Source organism: Rhizobium sp. 62_C5_N11_2, assembly GCF_051811185.1.
GTDB classification, from domain to species: domain Bacteria; phylum Pseudomonadota; class Alphaproteobacteria; order Rhizobiales; family Rhizobiaceae; genus Rhizobium; species Rhizobium leguminosarum.
Window position 1 is genome coordinate 1,849,573 of the sequence record NZ_JBPWPW010000001.1, and the last position, 16,435, is coordinate 1,866,007.

Below are 16,435 nucleotides of genomic sequence, written 5' to 3' on the forward strand. Positions count from 1 at the left end.
CTCGTTGAGTACACGCTCTACCGCCGACCGAACACGCGATCAGTAATCCCAGAAGGCCGCTACCCAGCGAAAGGCGTCGCCGTCGACCGCCACCCGGCCGACGGAGGGGAATGGCAGGTGAGTGGCCACCAGCTGCTCGCCGGTCTCCGCCAGTTCCCGCAGAAGACGGACCCGAACGCGCGCCGCCTCCTCGGGGTCGTGTTCGAAGCCGTTGTACCAGTCCGGATGTTCAAACCCGACCGCGAACACGGCGTCGCCGGCAAACATCAGCCTGTCGCCGCCGGACGCCACGCGGATCACGCTGTGCCCGGGGGTGTGGCCGCCGGTGCGATGGACGACCACGCCCGGCGCCACCTCGTACTCGTCATCGAACAGCCGAAAATAGCTGCGATACTCCTTCGCGAACCGCTTGGCGGTCGCCCGAAGCGCGTCCGGGAATCCGGGCGGCATGGAGACCCGGGAGAAATCGGGCGCCTCCCAGAACTTGACCTCGGCGGCGGCCACATGGATCCGCAGGTCCGGACGCAGCTGGTCCTTCACCCCGTCGACGAGCAGCCCGCCAATATGGTCCATGTGCATGTGGGTCAGCACCACGTCGGTCACCGACGCAAGATCGATGCCGGCGGCCTCCAGGCGCTTGATCAACTGCCCGGCCCGCGGCAGGTGCAAGTCCGGGTCGATCCCCAGCCCGGCATCGAGGAGTATGGTCTGGTCGCCGCTGCGCACCACGACCACGTTCAGCGCCCAGTCGAAAGCTTCCGCTGGCAGGAACATGTCTTTCAGCCAGGTCGCTCGGACGGACGGATCGATGTTGTGGCCCAGCATCGCGGTAGGGAGCGGTAGCACTCCATCGCTGACCACCAGCACCTCAATCTCGCCGACCCGCACCGCGTAGCGCGACGGAACCAATTCGTCGAGCCGAGGTCTGCCGGTGTGTGCGGTGTTTTCCCGGCTCGTCTTTGTCTCAAGGTTCATGTTCGTCTCCTTCTGACCGCCGCCTTAAACACGGCATCGACGACGCTACATCGAGGCGTATTTGCGATCGATTGGGTCGAGGGATAAGGGCGGGTGGGGCCGAGGGACAGGGCAAGCCATACCAGGGCATAGGTGCAGGCGTGGCTTTTTACTGCCGGCGGCGTGCTGAAGAGCGCGGAGTCGATCAGATCGGCGAACGCGTCAAGCCTGCCTGCTGCATAGCCTGGAAAATCGGCAACCCGTGGCCTAGCCGATCTGCATCAGGATCGGAAAGGTCTGCTGGAACCAGATCGCCACGTTGCTGACCCAACCGAACAGGAAGGCGAGGCCGGTAAGCACGAGGAAGAGACCCATCACCTTTTCCACCGTGCCGAGATGGCGGCGGAAGCGCGAGAGGAAGCGCATGAAGGCGCCGGAAAAGCCGGCGGCGATCCAGAAAGGAATGGCAAGGCCGAGCGAATAGATGGCGAGCAGCCCGGCGCCGGAGCCGACCGTTTCACGGGAGGCGGCAACGCCGAGAATGGCGCCAAGCACCGGGCCGATGCAGGGCGTCCAGCCGAAGGCGAAGGCAAGGCCCATGATATAGGCGCCCGTCAGCGTCGCCGGCTTGCCGCTGCCCTGGAAGCGCGCCTCGCGGGCAAGCACCCCGATTCGAAATAGGCCGAGAAAGTTCAGCCCCATGACGATGATGATCAGCCCGCCGATCTTCGACAGGAGGTCGAGATGCTGGCGAAGCGCCATGCCGATGCTGGAGGCGCCGGCGCCGAGCGCCACGAAGACGGTGGCAAAGCCGAGCGTGAAGAAGAGTGCCGAGAAGAACACGCCGCGTCTGACGTCGGGCGCGACCACAACCGCACCGCCGCCGCGGAACTGCTCGACTGAAATGCCGGCCATATAGCAGAGATAGGGCGGGACGAGGGGAAGCACGCAGGGCGATAGAAAGGAAAGCGCTCCGGCAATCAGCGCGCTCCACAGGGAAATATCGGCAATCGACACGCATTCTCTCCGGCTGCAATCTGCGTGATGTTCCTAGCTTTGCAGCTCCGGGATTGCCAATCACCTTTTTGCGCGCAAGGCAAGATGCCTTTGCCCGCAAGAAATGTGCCGACCGCCGGAAAAAGACAAATTTTTCGGTTGACCGCAATGGGTCGCCTGCCTATGTTCCGCCCACTTCCAGCCGGGGTGGTCACACCCGCGGAGAGGGAGAGCGTAGCTCAGCCGGTAGAGCAACTGACTTTTAATCAGTAGGTCTCGGGTTCGAACCCCGACGCTCTCACCATTTCTAGTCTTCAAGACACCTGCCGCGATCTTAGATCAACAGTCGCAGTAATGCGCCCTCATCCTTCACTCCATGCTGGTACGAATGGATCACCCGCTGAGCCAGATCTTCGCGCTCGGTGTCTGTTGTGATTTGTCGCACCGAGATGACGTGGTCAAATACTCTCTGGCAGAGGGCGACTTCTTCGTCGCCCAATACGGTTTGTGCGTCGGCTATCTGGGATCGGATCATGATCGCCCTCGCTTCCTCGGATCGATAGGAGGATGGAACATCTGCTTTTTAAGCGCATGAAGGGAGACACAAGGTCGTGAGGTCTCACCCCCATGGTCGGGACAGGTCTTTGTCCCGCCTGGCAACTAATTCTCGTTCGGCCCGCTCCACACATAGGCAGAAGCCGGCTTTCTCTGGGCATTCCAGATCACTTCGTACCCTATCTTTTCAAGCGAGAGTAAAGTGCCAAGCCTTTCGTCATCGGACAGGCTTCGCAGAGAAACGTTAAGTGCGTCCAGGCCCCCTAAATTGTAGAGGTTCACGAATACATCGAGTGCCATTGTTCTTCTCCCCGTGGAACAGTATAACACAAGAACAGGGGAATATTTGCTTCATACATAAATAAATATTTTATACATCTATTCGTTCTTCACGAATTATTTATGCTTTTCTTCATTCGGGTGTGGATATTTGACATGGGCAGCGCTTGGCGTCTTTGCCGCAGGAATTGAGCTTCGCGGAAATCCGCTGAGGCACAGGAACCAACTTCCACTGCGGTCCGTTTTCTTCTCATCAACACAGAGGAGAAATCGACCATGGATTGGAATCGGATCGAAGGAAACTGGAAGCAGGCGAAGGGCAAGATCAAGGAGCAGTGGGGCAAACTCACTGACGATGATCTTGACCAGATCGCCGGCAAGCGCGACCAGCTGGAAGGCAAGATCCAGGAGCGTTATGGCATCGAAAAGGACCGTATCAGACGCGACATTGATGACTGGACCGGTCGCCAGAGTTGGTAGTGCCTGAACAAAAACCCGGTGAAAGCCGGGTTTTTGCCGAAGGGGCTAAGGCGCCAAGACCTGTCGGATGTCAGGAGTATCCACCAAAAGCCAATAGAAGTGCGCCGATCGCGATAAGGGCCAGCGCCGGCCAGTTTTGGGATATCCCGAGGAACCTGAGGCCTTGGCGCCGTGGCTCCAGCGTGGTGCCGCCTTGCGGCATTTGATGCGGATCACTCGGTCTTCGACCAAGCGCCGAGGTAAAGAGAAAAAGAAGTCCGCCGATGATGAGAGCGGCTCCGGTCAGGATTGCCCACATGGTGACCTCCATAGCAAGCGGGGTGTGGGGTAAACCAGATCGGGACCGGATCGTTCCGTGAATGGCTGCTCCCTTGAACAACCTCCGCGTCGGAACCGAAAGCGCTCGCATTGAATTGACCGCTGAGCAATCTTGGAGATCCTGATGGACAAGACACCGAAGACGGCTATCCGCGGAATGATGCTGTACGTCCTCGCTCTTCTCGTCTTGGGGGTGCTAGCGGGGGCCGCCTACACAATCTATGGCCATCCCGCCGATCCGTCTGAGCGACCAGCGGCTGAGACGATTCCGCAAAAAGCTCCAGCTCCGCAGTGAGATAGGTCGCCAAGCAATTGATTGATCCCTTCGAGAGAATCGACCCCGGACGGCGCCTGCCACATCCGGCGCCCACCCGGTCAGGTCGTATTGAAAAGCCTGAGCTCCACAGCAAGAGATCCGCAAGTGGCAGCGAATAGGGCTTTGGAGAGCAAGCCTGAAATCCTGTCGCAAGTCCTTCCAACCAGTATGGAGCTTATATTTATAGGGAGAACAACCTGCGACAGAGAAAATCGGCATCTGCGCAGGGCTGATTGGATCGGAGAGATGCAAAGGGGCCAGGTCTGTCTGGACCCCGAGAGATCGCATTGGAACAGCCGGAACATGGGAGTTTGCGGATGAGGGAACATGCAGTCGTGGTTGCCGGGGCAGGGCCGACGGGACTGATGCTGGCAGGCGAACTGGCCGTGGCAGGCGTCGACGTCGCCATCGTCGAACGGCGCCCTGACCAGAAGCTTGCCGGTACGCGTGCCGGCGGTCTGAGTGCGCGGACGCTCGAGGTTCTCGATCAGCGGGGCATCGTCGACCGGTTCCTCGCGGAAGGGCAGATAGCCCAGGTCACGGGTTTCGCGGTCACGCGTCTGGATATCAGCGATTTTCCGACCCGGCACAATTATGGGCTGGCGCTGCGGCAGAAGCATATCGAGCGCATTCTGGCCGGCTGGGTCGGCGAGTTGGCGGTGCCGATCTATCGCGGCCTTGAGGTAACGGGGTTCGCGCAGGATGATACCGGCGTCACCATTGAACTCTCCGATGGGGCGTCGCTCAGGGCGGGCTATCTCGTCGGTTGCGATGGAGGCCGCAGTCTGGTTCGCAAGGCTGCCGGCATTGCGTTTGAAGGATGGGATCCGACGACCAGCAACGTTCTCGCCGAGGTGGAGATGGAAGAGGAGCCGCCATTGGGCATCCATCGCACCGCCCTTGGCATCTATGCCTTCGGCAGGGAGCAGTACGAAATCCACGACGGCAAGATCGTCTTTGCCCAGGAAGGTCCGATCGGCGTGATGGTGCCGGAGAAGAATGCCGGCGCGACAACCGAGCCGACGCTCAGCGATCTAAGGGAAGCGCTCATTGCTGCATTCGGAACGGATTACGGACTCCATCGCGTCAACTGGATTTCCAGGTTCACCGACATGTCCAGGCAGGCAACGGCCTACCGCAAGGGCCGGGTACTCCTCGCTGGCGATGCCGCCCATGTGCATTCACCGGTGGGCGGGCAGGGCCTCAACACGGGCGTGCAGGATGCCGTCAATCTCGGTTGGAAATTGGCCCAGGTGGTGAAAGGCACGTCGCCTGAAACCTTGCTCGACACTTATCACGCCGAGCGGCATCCGGTTGCGGCCCGCGTATTGCGCACGACGATGGCGCAGGTCGCATTGCAGCGCACCGACGATCGCACCGAAGCCTTGCGTGACATCGTAACGGAGCTGCTTGCCATGGAGGAGCCGCGCAAACGCATCGCGGCCGAGATGTCGGGACTTGGTATCCATTACGATCTCGGCGACGGGCATCCGCTGCTCGGCCGCCGCATGCCTGACCTCGACCTGCTCACATCAGATAGTCCCGTGCGTGTCTTTACGCTGCTGCAAGATGCGCGACCGGTGTTCTTGAACCTCGGCACGCCCGGCAGCATCGGCCTCCCGCGGTGGTCGGACCGCATCAGGTTGGTCGACGCCGGATATGCCGGTGCATGGGAGCTGCCTGCGCTGGGTGTGGTCTCCGCGCCAGCCGCACTGTTGATCCGGCCCGATGGATATGTGGCCTGGGTGGGCGACGGGACTGAGGATGGTCTACAGGAGGCTGTGAATAGCTGGTTCGGACCATCCGGCTAAAAGCCGAAAAGTTCTGACCTAAGCGGCGAGCGAGATCGAACCACAGTCCGATATCGTCTCCGGATCCGGCATCGGCTTGCCACGGCGTTCCCAGGTCCGGCGGCTGATGCCGAAAGCCTCCCAGGGGCGCGCTTGGCTGAAAGAATTGGCGAGATAGTCGGCTCTGGAAAGCGCGCCGGCGGCACGGCGTTGCTCCTCTTTTCGGGCTCGGTCGCGCTGGCGCCGCTTTTCCTTTTGCAGTTTTGCTCTTTTCCGCTTCGGCACGTCGAAGGCACCGATGGTGCGAATATTGAGGGCGCTCCGTTCCGCGTAGCTTAAGTGCAGAGCGTGGCCGAGCGCGTCGGCGGACAAGGGAGAAAAGCGCAGCTTTGTCCGCTCGTAGATGACTTCCTCTATCTCGGCTTTCCCAGCCCATGGCAGCCATCGCGTCGCCCAGTTTAGAACCACATCGACGAACTCTTCCTTGAATTCGATCAGGGCGAGGCTGGCAATCACCTCGACATAGATCAATGCGTCGTCGGTCTCGGGCACGATGTCTCCATGACGATGCCGGATCAATTTCTCGATCTCGCGCATCCGGCCGCGGAAATGGTTCCAACGGCTGGCCCGCATGCGGCGCTGGACGGCCTTGTAACCCAGCAGACAGTCGCCGACCTTGATGGCCGAAACATCCCGCGCCAGGCCATCCGGCCGATCCGCTTTTACAGCCGGCTTCTCCGATTGCGTCGCTTCATCTGCGCCAACAAGGCAAGCCATCGATCTTCCCTTACGATCTGCCTTGAGAGGCCGAAACGACTGATTGTAAAGGAAGACCGAGGGGGTGATCATCCACTTTTTCGCGCTGATCACACGTCAATCGGCGGATTTTCGAAGAAACGGCGGTAGTCTCGATTAGACCCTGACGCTTTCAGGAAGTGGGCTAGAGACAATACAGCTACACTCGGCGGGACGTCGCTCGACGTGCAGATATCGGCCGCAGCCCGGCTAAGCGGCCAAGAAGGACAAGGCGCTCTTAATCCTTATAGATCCACCGGCACGGAGGATTCATCGTCCATCCGATCGCCGGGAAGGGAAGACGTGGTTGGGCCACGACATTTCCATCAGTATGCTTCTGCAATCAGCGGAAGCCGAAGAAACTCAAAATCGCGAGCACGATAACGACAGCGCCGACAAGCCAGATCAAATTGTTCATGGGGAACCGTTCTCCTGTTTAGCATCGGGCCAACTGTGGCCCGATCACATAACGGTGAAGCAGGGTTAGGAGTTCCCGACCGGTCCCATTGCTGTCGCCTGCCACCTCCGGCGCAAAACCAATTCCGGCTCTATGCCTTCAATAACTGCACGAGCGGGCATTGCTGGGTCTGAACCCATCCGCGCATGCCGGGTTTGTTGAGCTATCCCGCTGATATTGAAAATCCTGGTGATCCTGCCTTGCCGGCGATGTGCAGGAAGACGTGATCGCGGACACACCGATCAGCACGCCCGCTACCAATGTAAAAAATCGGTTCATCTGAACGTCTCCTCGCAAGGTTGTCATGGTCGCAATATACCATGCCAACACGAGAATATACGAAACTTCCGGTGCATTTGATCACGCTCGCTTGACCCACAACATTCGTGTGATTGATCAATCAATCTATATTCGTGATGCGTCGACCCTCAGCCGATGATCAAATACGCTTAAGTCTAATCTGATAGGGTTATTCTGTCGTTATGGAAGTAGTTGCACGGCGTTAATAGCCAAATTGACACGATTTTGACTTGAATAAGTCACGGTTTTTCAGTAAAATTACAGCATAAAAAAGTAATATAAATGGGAGGATACTATGTCGTCAACTCGGTTTGATCCGATTCTGCTTCATCGCCAACATTTCATCGATGAGGTCACGTGCCTCGATGAAATCTTCGATGTTCTGGACGGGTGGCCGGAGGACAAACGGGGTTTGGCATATGACACGCTGTTGAAGGCGTGCAGAGATACGGCCAACGGGCGTTTCCCGCTGAGCGCTGCACGCGAGAATTTCCGGCGTTTCCTGAAAATGTCGGGCGTGTTGGCGAAGGTCGAGGGCGGCCCCAAATTCGAGCGGCTGATGAACGAACATATGGGCAATGCTTAGAGCATGTCGCGCAAGAGTGTGCAGCGGTTTTGCGATAACGACATGCGTAAAAACAAAGAGCTAAAGCGCGAGGAGCGAATCTGAAAGATCGCGACGTGCTTTAGATCGTCGACGCATAAGCGCGCAGCCATAGCGGATTGAGGTGAGTTGGAGCATTGCGTGGGGGTGGCCTCGCGGCCGTTTGATCACGGCGAAGTTGACGCCCAAAGCGGGGGTGAGCGGGATGCCGCCGAGCATTGGTCAACTGCTCGGCGGCATCCTGTTTTTGAACCCGCTTTCGGCTCGGCTTATGAGCTCATGATTGAGCTGGACGATGGGGCGTTGATCGCAAATTGCGCGGCGAAAGCCCTGGCATAAGCGGGCCGAGATTCCCCGCGCGCGACATAGGCAGCCAGGTTTTGATATTCGTCCAAAATGCCTGACATTCTTAGTCGCAGCAGCACTGAAACCATCAACAGATCGCCCGCGCTGAACGCCTCGTCGAGCCAGTCGGCGCCGCCTAAGTAAGCCGAGAGCCTGTCCAGCCGAGCGCGGACACGGTCCTTGACCAACGGCAAGCGCTCCTCGCTCCAAGGCTTGTCTGCTTCGAATATTCTTGCCGTCGTCAATTCGAGGATCGGCGGCTCGACAGTGTTAAGTGCGGCAAACATCCAGGTGATCGCGCGCGCTCGGGCATCGCGATCCCTGGGCAGCAGGCCCGCATGCTGCTCAGCAAGATGAAAGACGATCGAGCCGGTCTCGAACAGCGAAAGAGAACCTTCCTCATAGGTGGGGATCTGGCCGAAGGGATGGATGGCCAGATGGTCAGGCGTCTTCATCTCCGCGAAGGAAAGAAGGCGAACCTCATAAGGCTGCCCCACTTCTTCGAGCGCCCAGCGAATGCGCGTATCGCGCGCCAGTCCCTTGCCGCCATCGGGCGATCGTTCAAATGCTGTGATCGTGATTGTCATCGCATCGTTTCCTTGCTTGGGCGAATTTCTTTGGCTTCCTATCGTGACGACGCATGAGCCTGCGGGAAGCCGACATCGGTCTTGAACTATTTTGATTGCCGGGTGCAAATCGCGAATGCCGCTTCCGATCAAAGGTCGTGAGCGCGGTGGCCAATTCCGCAAGGCCGCAGGTCGTTGGCGCAAAACCGCGGCACAGTTTGCGCGCCATGCTTTGATGATCGCCTATTTCTTGGCCACAAAACGCCGCAGCAAGCCCTGCCTGGAGCCAACTCGCCATGCGGGTGTCGGATCTCAGCCGATCTTAATTTACGCCGGCATCCGCCCACTCGCATCGGAACACCAGCATGGGCTTCGAAAACCCCTTGAACCGTCGGCGCGTTGCGTGAGCGAAGAGATCGGCGGCGCCGTATTCCCGAAAAATATTCTCCGAGACGAGGATCTGGTCGCTGGAGGCTGCCGCACAGAGACGCGCGGCAAGTTGCACGGTCGAGCCGAACAGATCGTTGCTGTCCTCGACCGGCTCGCCGCAGTCCAGTCCGATGCGGATATGGATCGGCTCGGTGTTTCCGCCGTTGTAACGCTCGAATTCCCGTTGAATCGCCATGGCGCATTCGACGGCTGCCGTTGTCGCGGCGAAGGCCGCCATGATGCCGTCGCCGGTGTGTTTCACCTCCCGGCCTGAATTCTGACTGAGGCATCGGCGCACGATAGAGTCATGGGCGCGGACCATTTCGGTCGCAATCCGGTCGCCGAGGCGCGATGTCATCGCTGTCGAGCCGACGATATCGGTAAAGAGGATTGCCCGGTGGCCGGGATCCACCTGAGCGGAGGATTGGCCGGGCGCCGGCTCAGGGTCATGGATTCGGCCTAGAAAAGCCTCGACCGCTGACAGGGCGACCTCGACGATCTCGCCGGCGACGAAGCCGTGCGCTTCACGATGCACACATTGCGCAGTTTCCGCATCCGGCGCATCCACGAGGCAGAAGGCGGTCCCGCGCCGCTGATCGAACCAATAGGTCAGGAACTTGACGCCGTACTTGTCCTGAATGTCGAGATCCATGCGATGTGCTTGAGCAACGTCAGCCGCTGACGTTCCTTCAAGAAAGTGCCGGTCCATGAAGATAGGCATCGCGCGCTCCTCCGAGATCCGCCGCGTGCAGGATAGATCGCATTGTACGATCCGGATGAAACTCCGTCCACCTCTGGCACAATCCATGAATGATTATGAAGGTTCTTGCGTCCAGCAATGCATATGAGTTGCTGTAATCCTTATAGAGTATAAAAGGAAAGACTGAGTTTTAATCAGCAGGCGTGGGATGGGAAGCCCGATATTTACCATAATCAGTCGCTTAATGACTGATCGCAGGACTCCACTTCAAGCTCCATGTTCTCAAAAGCACCGGCTGCAGGGGATCTGGAGGCGACGAAGAGGAACGTCTACACTGCGAGCCTCGCCGAAAATCAAGTCTCGTAGGGCCGTGCTTCGGCTGGTGACGCGGCCCGCCGACGGCACGCAAATTGCATCGTACCCATGAGCGCCACCGAAATTGGGAAAAGCTGTAGCAAAGTGAGACAGACGGCACATTTTCGACCGGTTGGCTTGGCCTCAATGGGGCTCGGCCATTATGCCGTTATTAACTCTGTGTGGGACGCCGCGCGCACGCTCTTGCGCGACTGGCCGGTAGATGACGGCGAAGAGTATTTCGAGGCCGTCAAGTCGTGCCTGGATGCGATTATCGGCGATCTCCCACCGGAACATGTGCGGGCGGCCTTCATCAGGGCTGCGCAGGAGGCCGGCATCGCCGTCATAGAAGCAGCGGACTGACTATCGGCCGCGCATCGACGCCAGACTCCGGCTGGCAATGCTATCCTCAGCCAGATCGTCCCGGCGCTTGACTTTTCCTGCCAAAGTTCTAACTTAGAACAAAACAGGAACATTGGAGATGATCATGACGCATACGGAACAGGTGATCGCCAACGCCCTTGCGCTTGTCGAGGCGTCCCGCGCAGCCCGCGAGCGAGATCAACAGCGACGTGCCGCCTGGCAGAGAAAGGTCGAACTCAGCCGGCCGCTGCCGCCATTGCCGCGTCCGGTTCAATTGCCGTTGGCGCTGAACTGATGCGGCCGGCAAGGATCTTGGAACCCGGTCAGGCACGCCCAGAACAAGCTGAGGCCGATCAAGCCTGGCCCGATCAAACCTGGCCCGATCAGGCCTGGGAAGTCGAAGCCGTGCTTGCCTGGCATGACGACAATGCCAAGGCGGCGATACGCTCGCTGCTCGATGACTGCAAACATCTCCGCCAGCAACTGGCGCTGGCGGAAAGCGTGATGAGCCGCGGGATGGCCCGCGGCTGGGCGCCGCGATACGAGCGGGATGCTCTCTGAAAGATCGATGCCGCCTGGTCTATGATACGGCATCCTCCGATGCTCCTCATCGCGAGGTGCGTAGCCCATCGGGCGGAGCCTCGAAGGATCTGCCGCAGCGCTGCTTCTTGCCATCTCACATCTGGTGCCGAACACCCGCCTCGTCCTTCGAGGCTCCGGCTTTTGGCCTGCTCTCTTGGGCCTTGTGCGGCGGCTAACAACGAAAGCGCGCTACTCGTGGTGGCGGTTGGCTACGGCGCCCGTCTTTCAGACGCGCCAACAGCGCCGTGGCGTTTTGAGTTGCCGCTTATGCAGCAAGGCCGACATTTGCGAGATAGGCTTCCAGCGCCCAGGCGTGAGCGGAGGCAATGATGGCGCCGACATAGCCATCCGGACGCACGAGCACCCAGTCGCCCGATGCCAGACCGTAGGCATCATGGAAGTGCCCGCCTTCGTCGATGACGTCTCCGCGCCGGCCGATCCTGTGGATGTGCAGGCCTGGGCGCGGCGGCATGGCGGCTTGCTCGACCTCATAGCCCAGCAGCGTCCAGTGCGCGCCCTTGAACAGTTCGAACAGCCGCGTCGTCTGGCCGCCCACACCTCTGAGCGGTGCATCGGGGGCACGGTCGCCGGCAAGCAGGCCGCCGCGTCGTTCCGGCTTTTCCACCGCAAAAGAGGAGGAGGGGTAGCCGATATCGAGTTGATGGACCTCGCGGCCGCGCCGCATCTCGCCTCGCTTCAGGGCGTCGAGAAGATTGGTCGCCAGACCAAGCATGGCGGCGGCGACCGGGCGGCGCTCCTCCTCATAGCTGTCGAGCAGCGCGTCGGGGGCGCCTGCCGCAGCCGCCGCCAGTTTCCATCCGAGATTATAGGCGTCCTGAACGCTGGTATTCAGACCCTGTCCGCCGGTCGGCGGATGCGTATGGGCGGCATCGCCGACCAGGAACACGCGGCCGAGCCGGTAGCGATCGGCAAGCCGGGCGTTCATGTGGAAGGCCGACGCCCAAGAGACCGAGTGGACCTCGATGTCGTTCCGGCCGGTGCGCTCCTTGACCAGGGCGGTCAAGCCCGCCGCGGAGAGATCGACTTCACCTTCGAGCGGGATGGGTCCCTGGATCTGGAACAGATCCGTCCCCGCCAGCGGGCAAATCGCGATCTGCCGCTGCATGTCGCCATCGCCGAAGCGATGCCAAGCGTCGCGATCCAATCCCGTCAGAATCACATCGGCGACGATGGCGCGCACGCCGAGCGTCTTGCCGGGAAAGCCGATATCCAGCGCATGGCGCACGAAGCTGCGGCCGCCATCGGCGCCGACGAGCCAGCGCACGCGGATGGTCTCTTCACCGGATATGCCCTTAAGCCGCGCAGTCACGCCCGTCTCGTCCTGTTCGAAGCCGATGAGTTCACTGGCGAATTCGGGCCGGTGCCCTAGCTCGAGCAGGCGCTCGCGCATCACCCCTTCGGTCAGGAACTGCGGCACCATCAGGGGAAGATGGTAGGGCTCGGCCGGTGTCGGCTCCCCACCCACCACGGCGTCGGATTCGCTGAAGTTGCCGTCGTCGCGATATTGCCGCTGCCGGGGATAGATGCCGCCGAGCGCGACGATCCGGTCGAGAATGCCGAGATCTTCGAACACCTCCTGGCTTCGCGGCTGAATACCCTTGCCGCGGGAGCCGCGGAATGGGTCGTTCAATTTTTCAATCAGGCGGAAGGATACGCCGCGCCGCGCCAGCTCGATCGCCAGCGTCAGGCCGGCCGCACCGGCGCCTGATATCAGCACGTCGACTGTGGAATTTTCTGTCATTGGTTTCTCCATATGTGTATTATGCACATAATAGGAGAATCGGCATGACGTCAACAAAGAATGTGCAAAATACACATATCAGCGAAAAACTGCGCGAACTGCATGGAGCTTTGATCGAGATCGTCAGCGTCATGAACCGCCCGCAGCGCGACGAGCAGATGGTCCGCGAGGCGGGCATTTCGCTCGATCGCGCCCTGTTTCCGCTGCTAGTCACGATAGAGCGGCTCGGCCCCATCGGAGTGGTCGAACTCGCCGACCGCGCCGGCCGCGACTACACCACCGTCAGCCGTCAAGTCGCCAAGCTCGAAAGCCTCGATCTGGTGGAGCGCCGCGGAAATGCCGCCGATCGCCGCGTGCGCGAGGCGGTCATCAGCCCAAAGGGCAAGGCAATGACCGATCGCATCGACGTCGCCCGCGAGCGGATGGGCCGCGCCATCTTCGAGAACTGGGAGGAACATGACTTCAATGAACTCGTGCGGCTGATGCGGAAGTTTGCGGAGGATATCAGCGGCGATATCGGCAATGGCGCGGGAGAAACTGAGGGCGAGGGCGGACCGCAGGCGGATTAGAGCCTTTCCTGGTCAGATTGCAGCATTCTGTTGGCTCAAACGGAGGCGGATGGTCGACCGGCCGGCGCGCGTCGTAGCTAGGCTCTACGGCCAAGCCGGCCGGTCGATCAGCCGGCCCGTTTCAGCCAACCTTCCCGCAGATTTGCCTGGCAAATCTGCAAGACTTAGAATCGCCGGACGCACTTATCGCTTCGCCTTGGCGAAGCGGTGCGGCCGGTGGGCCGGGCATCTTTCCGCCAGGATCAGAGGCGATCGGCTCGGACGTACCTTGGGGTATGCCCTTCGCCAATCGCCTCTGCCCTGACGAAACCTGCTCCGGCAGAATGCTGCAATCTGACCAGGAAAGGCTCTAACCTCTGAATCACTCGGGAATGTGCCGGGTGAATTCACCGCAGCCATTGCGCCGGCGCGTCTGCGATGATTTTGTAGCGTCCTGCAATCGCAACGCTTTCCGGTGATTCCCAATGTTCGATATTCTGTGGCGCGGCCTGGTGATCGGCGCCGGCGCAACCATCCTCATGGACCTCTGGGCGATCCTGCTCACCCAGTTCGGTCAGGCGGCGCCCAACTGGGCACCTGTGGGACGCTGGTTCTGGCATCTCCGCCGCGGCAAGGTCTTTCACGACAGCATCGCCGACGCCGAACCCTATGCTCATGAGTTGGCGCTCGGCTGGATCAGCCACTACGCCGTCGGCATTCTCTATGGGGTGATCTTTGCCATCATCATGGGCTCTGCCTGGCTGGCGGCCCCGACATTTCTTCCCGCCTGGATCTTCGGCATCGTCACCGTCGGGGCAGGGTGGTTCCTGCTGCAGCCGGGCCTCGGCATCGGCTGGGCCGCCTCCAAACACCCGACCCCGAACAAGGTCCGGTGCTTCAATCTGCTGGCTCATACGGTGTTTGCATTGGGGCTCTACGGCACGGCGTTGATCTTGCGCTGAGATCGCGGGCTGCCCCTCATCCGCCTGCCGGCACCTTCTTGGATGACAGGAATGTAGGATACTAACGCTTCCGGGCGGGTGGCCGCCCGCCCGGAAGCTGGTTGTCGGATCGTCACCTTCTTAGCCGTTTGGGGCTGTGGGGAGCAGGATCGCAACCGGCTCTTCATCTGGCCCGTGTGGTTGCAGGAACCTTGGGATTCGTATCCAAGACAGGGACGACGAAGATGACAGATAATAGCATGATCTGTGCCGGAATCGATGTCGGCAAAAGCCATCTCGACATTGCCATCCATCCCGACGACGCAAGGCTGAGGGTGACGTACGACACCGCTGGTCTGAAGGCGCTTGACGCCTTCCTTCAAGAGCATGACGTCAGTCGCATCGGCTTCGAAGCCTCCGGTGGCTATGAATGGCGGCTGATGGTGCATCTGCGGGCCGGCAAGCGACCGGCGGCGCGTCTGCAGCCAGCGCAATTGCGGTTCTTCGCCAAGAGCCGGCTTCGGCGGGCAAAGAACGACCGGCTCGATGCCGCGCTGATTGCGCTCTTCACTGCAAGTCTCGAGCAGTTGCCGGCACTGCCGGACGCACGCTTCGACAGGTTGGCGGCCGAACTGACCTATGTGGAACAGATCGAGCAGCAGATCGCGCTGGTGAAGACCTTTGCCGAGACCGCCTTGTCGGAGGCCGTCAAACGCCGTCACGCGCGCGAGATCGCCCGGCTCGAAACCTGCCGCAAGGCCCGTCTGCTGCGGCTCGAAAAGACGGTTCGCGACGATTGTGACCTGGCCCGGCGGCTCGATCTGCTGATCTCCATCAAGGGGATCGGGCTGCGCAGCGCGCTGTGCCTGATCATTCGGCTGCCCGAACTCGGCCATGCCGGCCGTGCCGAGATCGCCGCCCTTGCCGGCGTCGCACCCTATGACGACGATAGTGGAAAACATCATGGCAGACGCCGCATCCAGGGTGGCCGCGAACGCCTGCGCAAGAGCTTGTTCATGTGCGCCTTCACGGCAACCCGGCACAATCCGGATCTCGCGTCGTTCTATGCGCGCTTGCGCAGCAACGGCAAGGAACACCTGTGCGCCGTCATAGCCGTCGCCCGCAAACTCATCATCCTCGCCAATGCCATCCTCATTCGAAACACCGAATGGACGCCACAATACCAGCAAAATTGAAACATGGTTGCTCCCCGCTTGCGGGGAGAAGGGGACAAGCCGCGACCTCTCCGCTACCCACCAACCCCTTGCGGGGCACGTCCCCTCTCCCCGTTTTTTACGGGGAGAGGGTTAGGGTGAGGGGCAGCGTCCACCTCAATCGAACAGCCTCGCCTCACCGCGCCGCCCAGTTGGCGCCGCGGCGGAAGATGGTCTTCATTTGGGGAACGTCGAACTCCTTGGCCTGATGGCCGAGCGAGGAATAGAAGACGCGGCCCTTGCCGTATTTCCGCTTCCAGACGACAGGCATGACGACGCCGTCGATCCAGTAGGCGTGTTCGCCGGTGAACTTGGTCGTCGCCAGAACCTCGTTCGAGGGGTCGACATGCATGTAATATTGCTCTGACGTATAGGGGAAATCGGCAATGCCCTCCATGAGGGGATCGTCGGGCCGGGTAATGTTGACGGTATAGTCGATGATGTTGCCGGGGTGAGCCACCCACTGGCCGCCGATGATGAACTGGTAGTCGACGGAGTCGCGGAAGGCATCGCCCGCGCCGCCGTGATAGCCGGCGATGCCGACGCCGCTTTCGATCGCCGTGGCGAGATTCTTGACCTCCTCCTTCTCGATCTTCGACATCGTCATGATCGGCACGACGAGGCTGAGATCATGGACAGAAGGGTCGGCAAGCGCCTCGGTGCCGTGCTCGAGATAGACCTTGAAGCCGTCTTCCTCGAGCATGGTCTTGATGATTTCGGCGCACTCCTGCGGCTCATGCCCGCTCCAGCCGCCCCAGACGATCAGTGCTTCACGCATAGTCTTTCC

Annotated in this window: 20 protein-coding genes and 1 tRNA gene; 11 read left to right on the forward strand and 10 right to left on the reverse strand. The window is 60.4% G+C overall.

Going from position 1 to position 16,435, the window contains the following annotated elements; translation table 11 throughout:
• Positions 1 to 39: 39 nt before the first annotated feature.
• Together AB8B31_RS09415 and AB8B31_RS09420 are read right to left on the reverse strand one after the other, a co-directional pair.
• Positions 40 to 975 carry an MBL fold metallo-hydrolase gene (locus AB8B31_RS09415; RefSeq protein ID WP_131703261.1) on the reverse strand — a complete coding sequence of 312 codons (936 nt, stop codon included), beginning with the start codon at positions 973 to 975 and terminating at the stop codon, positions 40 to 42.
• Positions 976 to 1,221: 246 nt separating this feature from the next.
• A complete protein-coding gene (locus AB8B31_RS09420; protein ID WP_018241932.1) occupies positions 1,222 to 1,971 on the reverse strand; it encodes a cytochrome c biogenesis CcdA family protein in 750 nt (249 codons plus the stop codon).
• 207 nt (positions 1,972 to 2,178) lie between these two features.
• Between AB8B31_RS09420 and AB8B31_RS09425 the strand changes: the two genes are divergently transcribed.
• Positions 2,179 to 2,254 (forward strand) — tRNA-Lys (locus tag AB8B31_RS09425).
• A gap of 30 nt (positions 2,255 to 2,284) precedes the next feature.
• Here AB8B31_RS09425 and AB8B31_RS09430 read toward each other — a convergent pair.
• Positions 2,285 to 2,485 carry a hypothetical protein gene (locus AB8B31_RS09430; RefSeq protein WP_018241933.1) on the reverse strand — a complete coding sequence of 67 codons (201 nt, stop codon included), beginning with the start codon at positions 2,483 to 2,485 and terminating at the stop codon, positions 2,285 to 2,287.
• A 125-nt stretch (positions 2,486 to 2,610) separates the two neighbouring features.
• A complete protein-coding gene (locus AB8B31_RS09435; protein WP_018241934.1) occupies positions 2,611 to 2,805 on the reverse strand; it encodes a hypothetical protein in 195 nt (64 codons plus the stop codon).
• 255 nt (positions 2,806 to 3,060) lie between these two features.
• On the opposite strand from AB8B31_RS09435, the gene AB8B31_RS09440 reads away from it, so the two are divergent.
• The gene (locus tag AB8B31_RS09440) at positions 3,061 to 3,264 is read left to right on the forward strand and encodes a CsbD family protein (protein ID WP_112902944.1); all 204 of its coding nucleotides are present in this window, start codon (positions 3,061 to 3,063) and stop codon (positions 3,262 to 3,264) included.
• A gap of 70 nt (positions 3,265 to 3,334) precedes the next feature.
• On the opposite strand, the gene AB8B31_RS09445 is transcribed toward AB8B31_RS09440, so the two are convergent.
• Positions 3,335 to 3,562: a hypothetical protein gene (locus AB8B31_RS09445; protein ID WP_113542259.1), complete on the reverse strand. Its 228-nt coding sequence runs from the start codon at positions 3,560 to 3,562 to the stop codon at positions 3,335 to 3,337.
• Positions 3,563 to 3,706: 144 nt separating this feature from the next.
• Between AB8B31_RS09445 and AB8B31_RS09450 the strand changes: the two genes are divergently transcribed.
• Positions 3,707 to 3,877 carry a hypothetical protein gene (locus AB8B31_RS09450; protein WP_012757375.1) on the forward strand — a complete coding sequence of 57 codons (171 nt, stop codon included), beginning with the start codon at positions 3,707 to 3,709 and terminating at the stop codon, positions 3,875 to 3,877.
• Between the two features lie 338 nt (positions 3,878 to 4,215).
• Positions 4,216 to 5,709 carry an FAD-dependent monooxygenase gene (locus AB8B31_RS09455; RefSeq protein ID WP_131703112.1) on the forward strand — a complete coding sequence of 498 codons (1,494 nt, stop codon included), beginning with the start codon at positions 4,216 to 4,218 and terminating at the stop codon, positions 5,707 to 5,709.
• An 18-nt stretch (positions 5,710 to 5,727) separates the two neighbouring features.
• On the opposite strand, the gene AB8B31_RS09460 is transcribed toward AB8B31_RS09455, so the two are convergent.
• Positions 5,728 to 6,465 carry a hypothetical protein gene (locus tag AB8B31_RS09460; protein WP_165548376.1) on the reverse strand — a complete coding sequence of 246 codons (738 nt, stop codon included), beginning with the start codon at positions 6,463 to 6,465 and terminating at the stop codon, positions 5,728 to 5,730.
• Between the two features lie 1,070 nt (positions 6,466 to 7,535).
• On the opposite strand from AB8B31_RS09460, the gene AB8B31_RS09465 reads away from it, so the two are divergent.
• Positions 7,536 to 7,826: a DUF982 domain-containing protein gene (locus AB8B31_RS09465; RefSeq protein ID WP_018241940.1), complete on the forward strand. Its 291-nt coding sequence runs from the start codon at positions 7,536 to 7,538 to the stop codon at positions 7,824 to 7,826.
• Between the two features lie 287 nt (positions 7,827 to 8,113).
• Here the strand turns inward: AB8B31_RS09465 and AB8B31_RS09470 are convergent, their stop codons facing one another.
• Together AB8B31_RS09470 and AB8B31_RS09475 are read right to left on the reverse strand one after the other, a co-directional pair.
• On the reverse strand, positions 8,114 to 8,776 hold the full coding sequence (locus AB8B31_RS09470; protein WP_131703113.1) for a glutathione S-transferase family protein: 663 nt from the start codon (positions 8,774 to 8,776) through the stop codon (positions 8,114 to 8,116).
• Positions 8,777 to 9,077: 301 nt separating this feature from the next.
• A complete protein-coding gene (locus AB8B31_RS09475) occupies positions 9,078 to 9,905 on the reverse strand; it encodes a nickel-binding protein (RefSeq protein ID WP_018241942.1) in 828 nt (275 codons plus the stop codon).
• Positions 9,906 to 10,343: 438 nt separating this feature from the next.
• Here AB8B31_RS09475 and AB8B31_RS09480 point away from each other — a divergent pair, with 438 nt between their 5' ends.
• From AB8B31_RS09480 to AB8B31_RS09490, 3 genes are all read left to right on the forward strand, one after another.
• A complete protein-coding gene (locus AB8B31_RS09480; protein ID WP_011651896.1) occupies positions 10,344 to 10,601 on the forward strand; it encodes a DUF982 domain-containing protein in 258 nt (85 codons plus the stop codon).
• Between the two features lie 124 nt (positions 10,602 to 10,725).
• On the forward strand, positions 10,726 to 10,896 hold the full coding sequence (locus AB8B31_RS09485) for a hypothetical protein (protein WP_162039352.1): 171 nt from the start codon (positions 10,726 to 10,728) through the stop codon (positions 10,894 to 10,896).
• Positions 10,896 to 11,162: a hypothetical protein gene (locus AB8B31_RS09490; protein WP_131703114.1), complete on the forward strand. Its 267-nt coding sequence runs from the start codon at positions 10,896 to 10,898 to the stop codon at positions 11,160 to 11,162. The genes AB8B31_RS09485 and AB8B31_RS09490 overlap by 1 nt, the downstream gene beginning before the upstream one ends.
• Positions 11,163 to 11,448: 286 nt before the next feature.
• Here the strand turns inward: AB8B31_RS09490 and AB8B31_RS09495 are convergent, their stop codons facing one another.
• Positions 11,449 to 12,945: an FAD-dependent oxidoreductase gene (locus AB8B31_RS09495; RefSeq protein WP_131703115.1), complete on the reverse strand. Its 1,497-nt coding sequence runs from the start codon at positions 12,943 to 12,945 to the stop codon at positions 11,449 to 11,451.
• Between the two features lie 44 nt (positions 12,946 to 12,989).
• Between AB8B31_RS09495 and AB8B31_RS09500 the strand changes: the two genes are divergently transcribed.
• From AB8B31_RS09500 to AB8B31_RS09510, 3 genes are all read left to right on the forward strand, one after another.
• Positions 12,990 to 13,514: a MarR family winged helix-turn-helix transcriptional regulator gene (locus AB8B31_RS09500; RefSeq protein WP_131703116.1), complete on the forward strand. Its 525-nt coding sequence runs from the start codon at positions 12,990 to 12,992 to the stop codon at positions 13,512 to 13,514.
• A 464-nt stretch (positions 13,515 to 13,978) separates the two neighbouring features.
• Complete coding sequence (locus AB8B31_RS09505; protein WP_131703117.1) at positions 13,979 to 14,455, forward strand: DUF2938 domain-containing protein; 477 nt, start codon at positions 13,979 to 13,981, stop codon at positions 14,453 to 14,455.
• A gap of 224 nt (positions 14,456 to 14,679) precedes the next feature.
• Positions 14,680 to 15,630, forward strand: coding sequence for an IS110 family transposase (locus AB8B31_RS09510; protein ID WP_049735019.1), 951 nt, complete (start codon positions 14,680 to 14,682; stop codon positions 15,628 to 15,630).
• Between the two features lie 154 nt (positions 15,631 to 15,784).
• Here AB8B31_RS09510 and AB8B31_RS09515 read toward each other — a convergent pair whose 3' ends face one another.
• The gene (locus tag AB8B31_RS09515; protein WP_003539493.1) at positions 15,785 to 16,426 is read right to left on the reverse strand and encodes a ThuA domain-containing protein; all 642 of its coding nucleotides are present in this window, start codon (positions 16,424 to 16,426) and stop codon (positions 15,785 to 15,787) included.
• Positions 16,427 to 16,435: the final 9 nt, after the last annotated feature.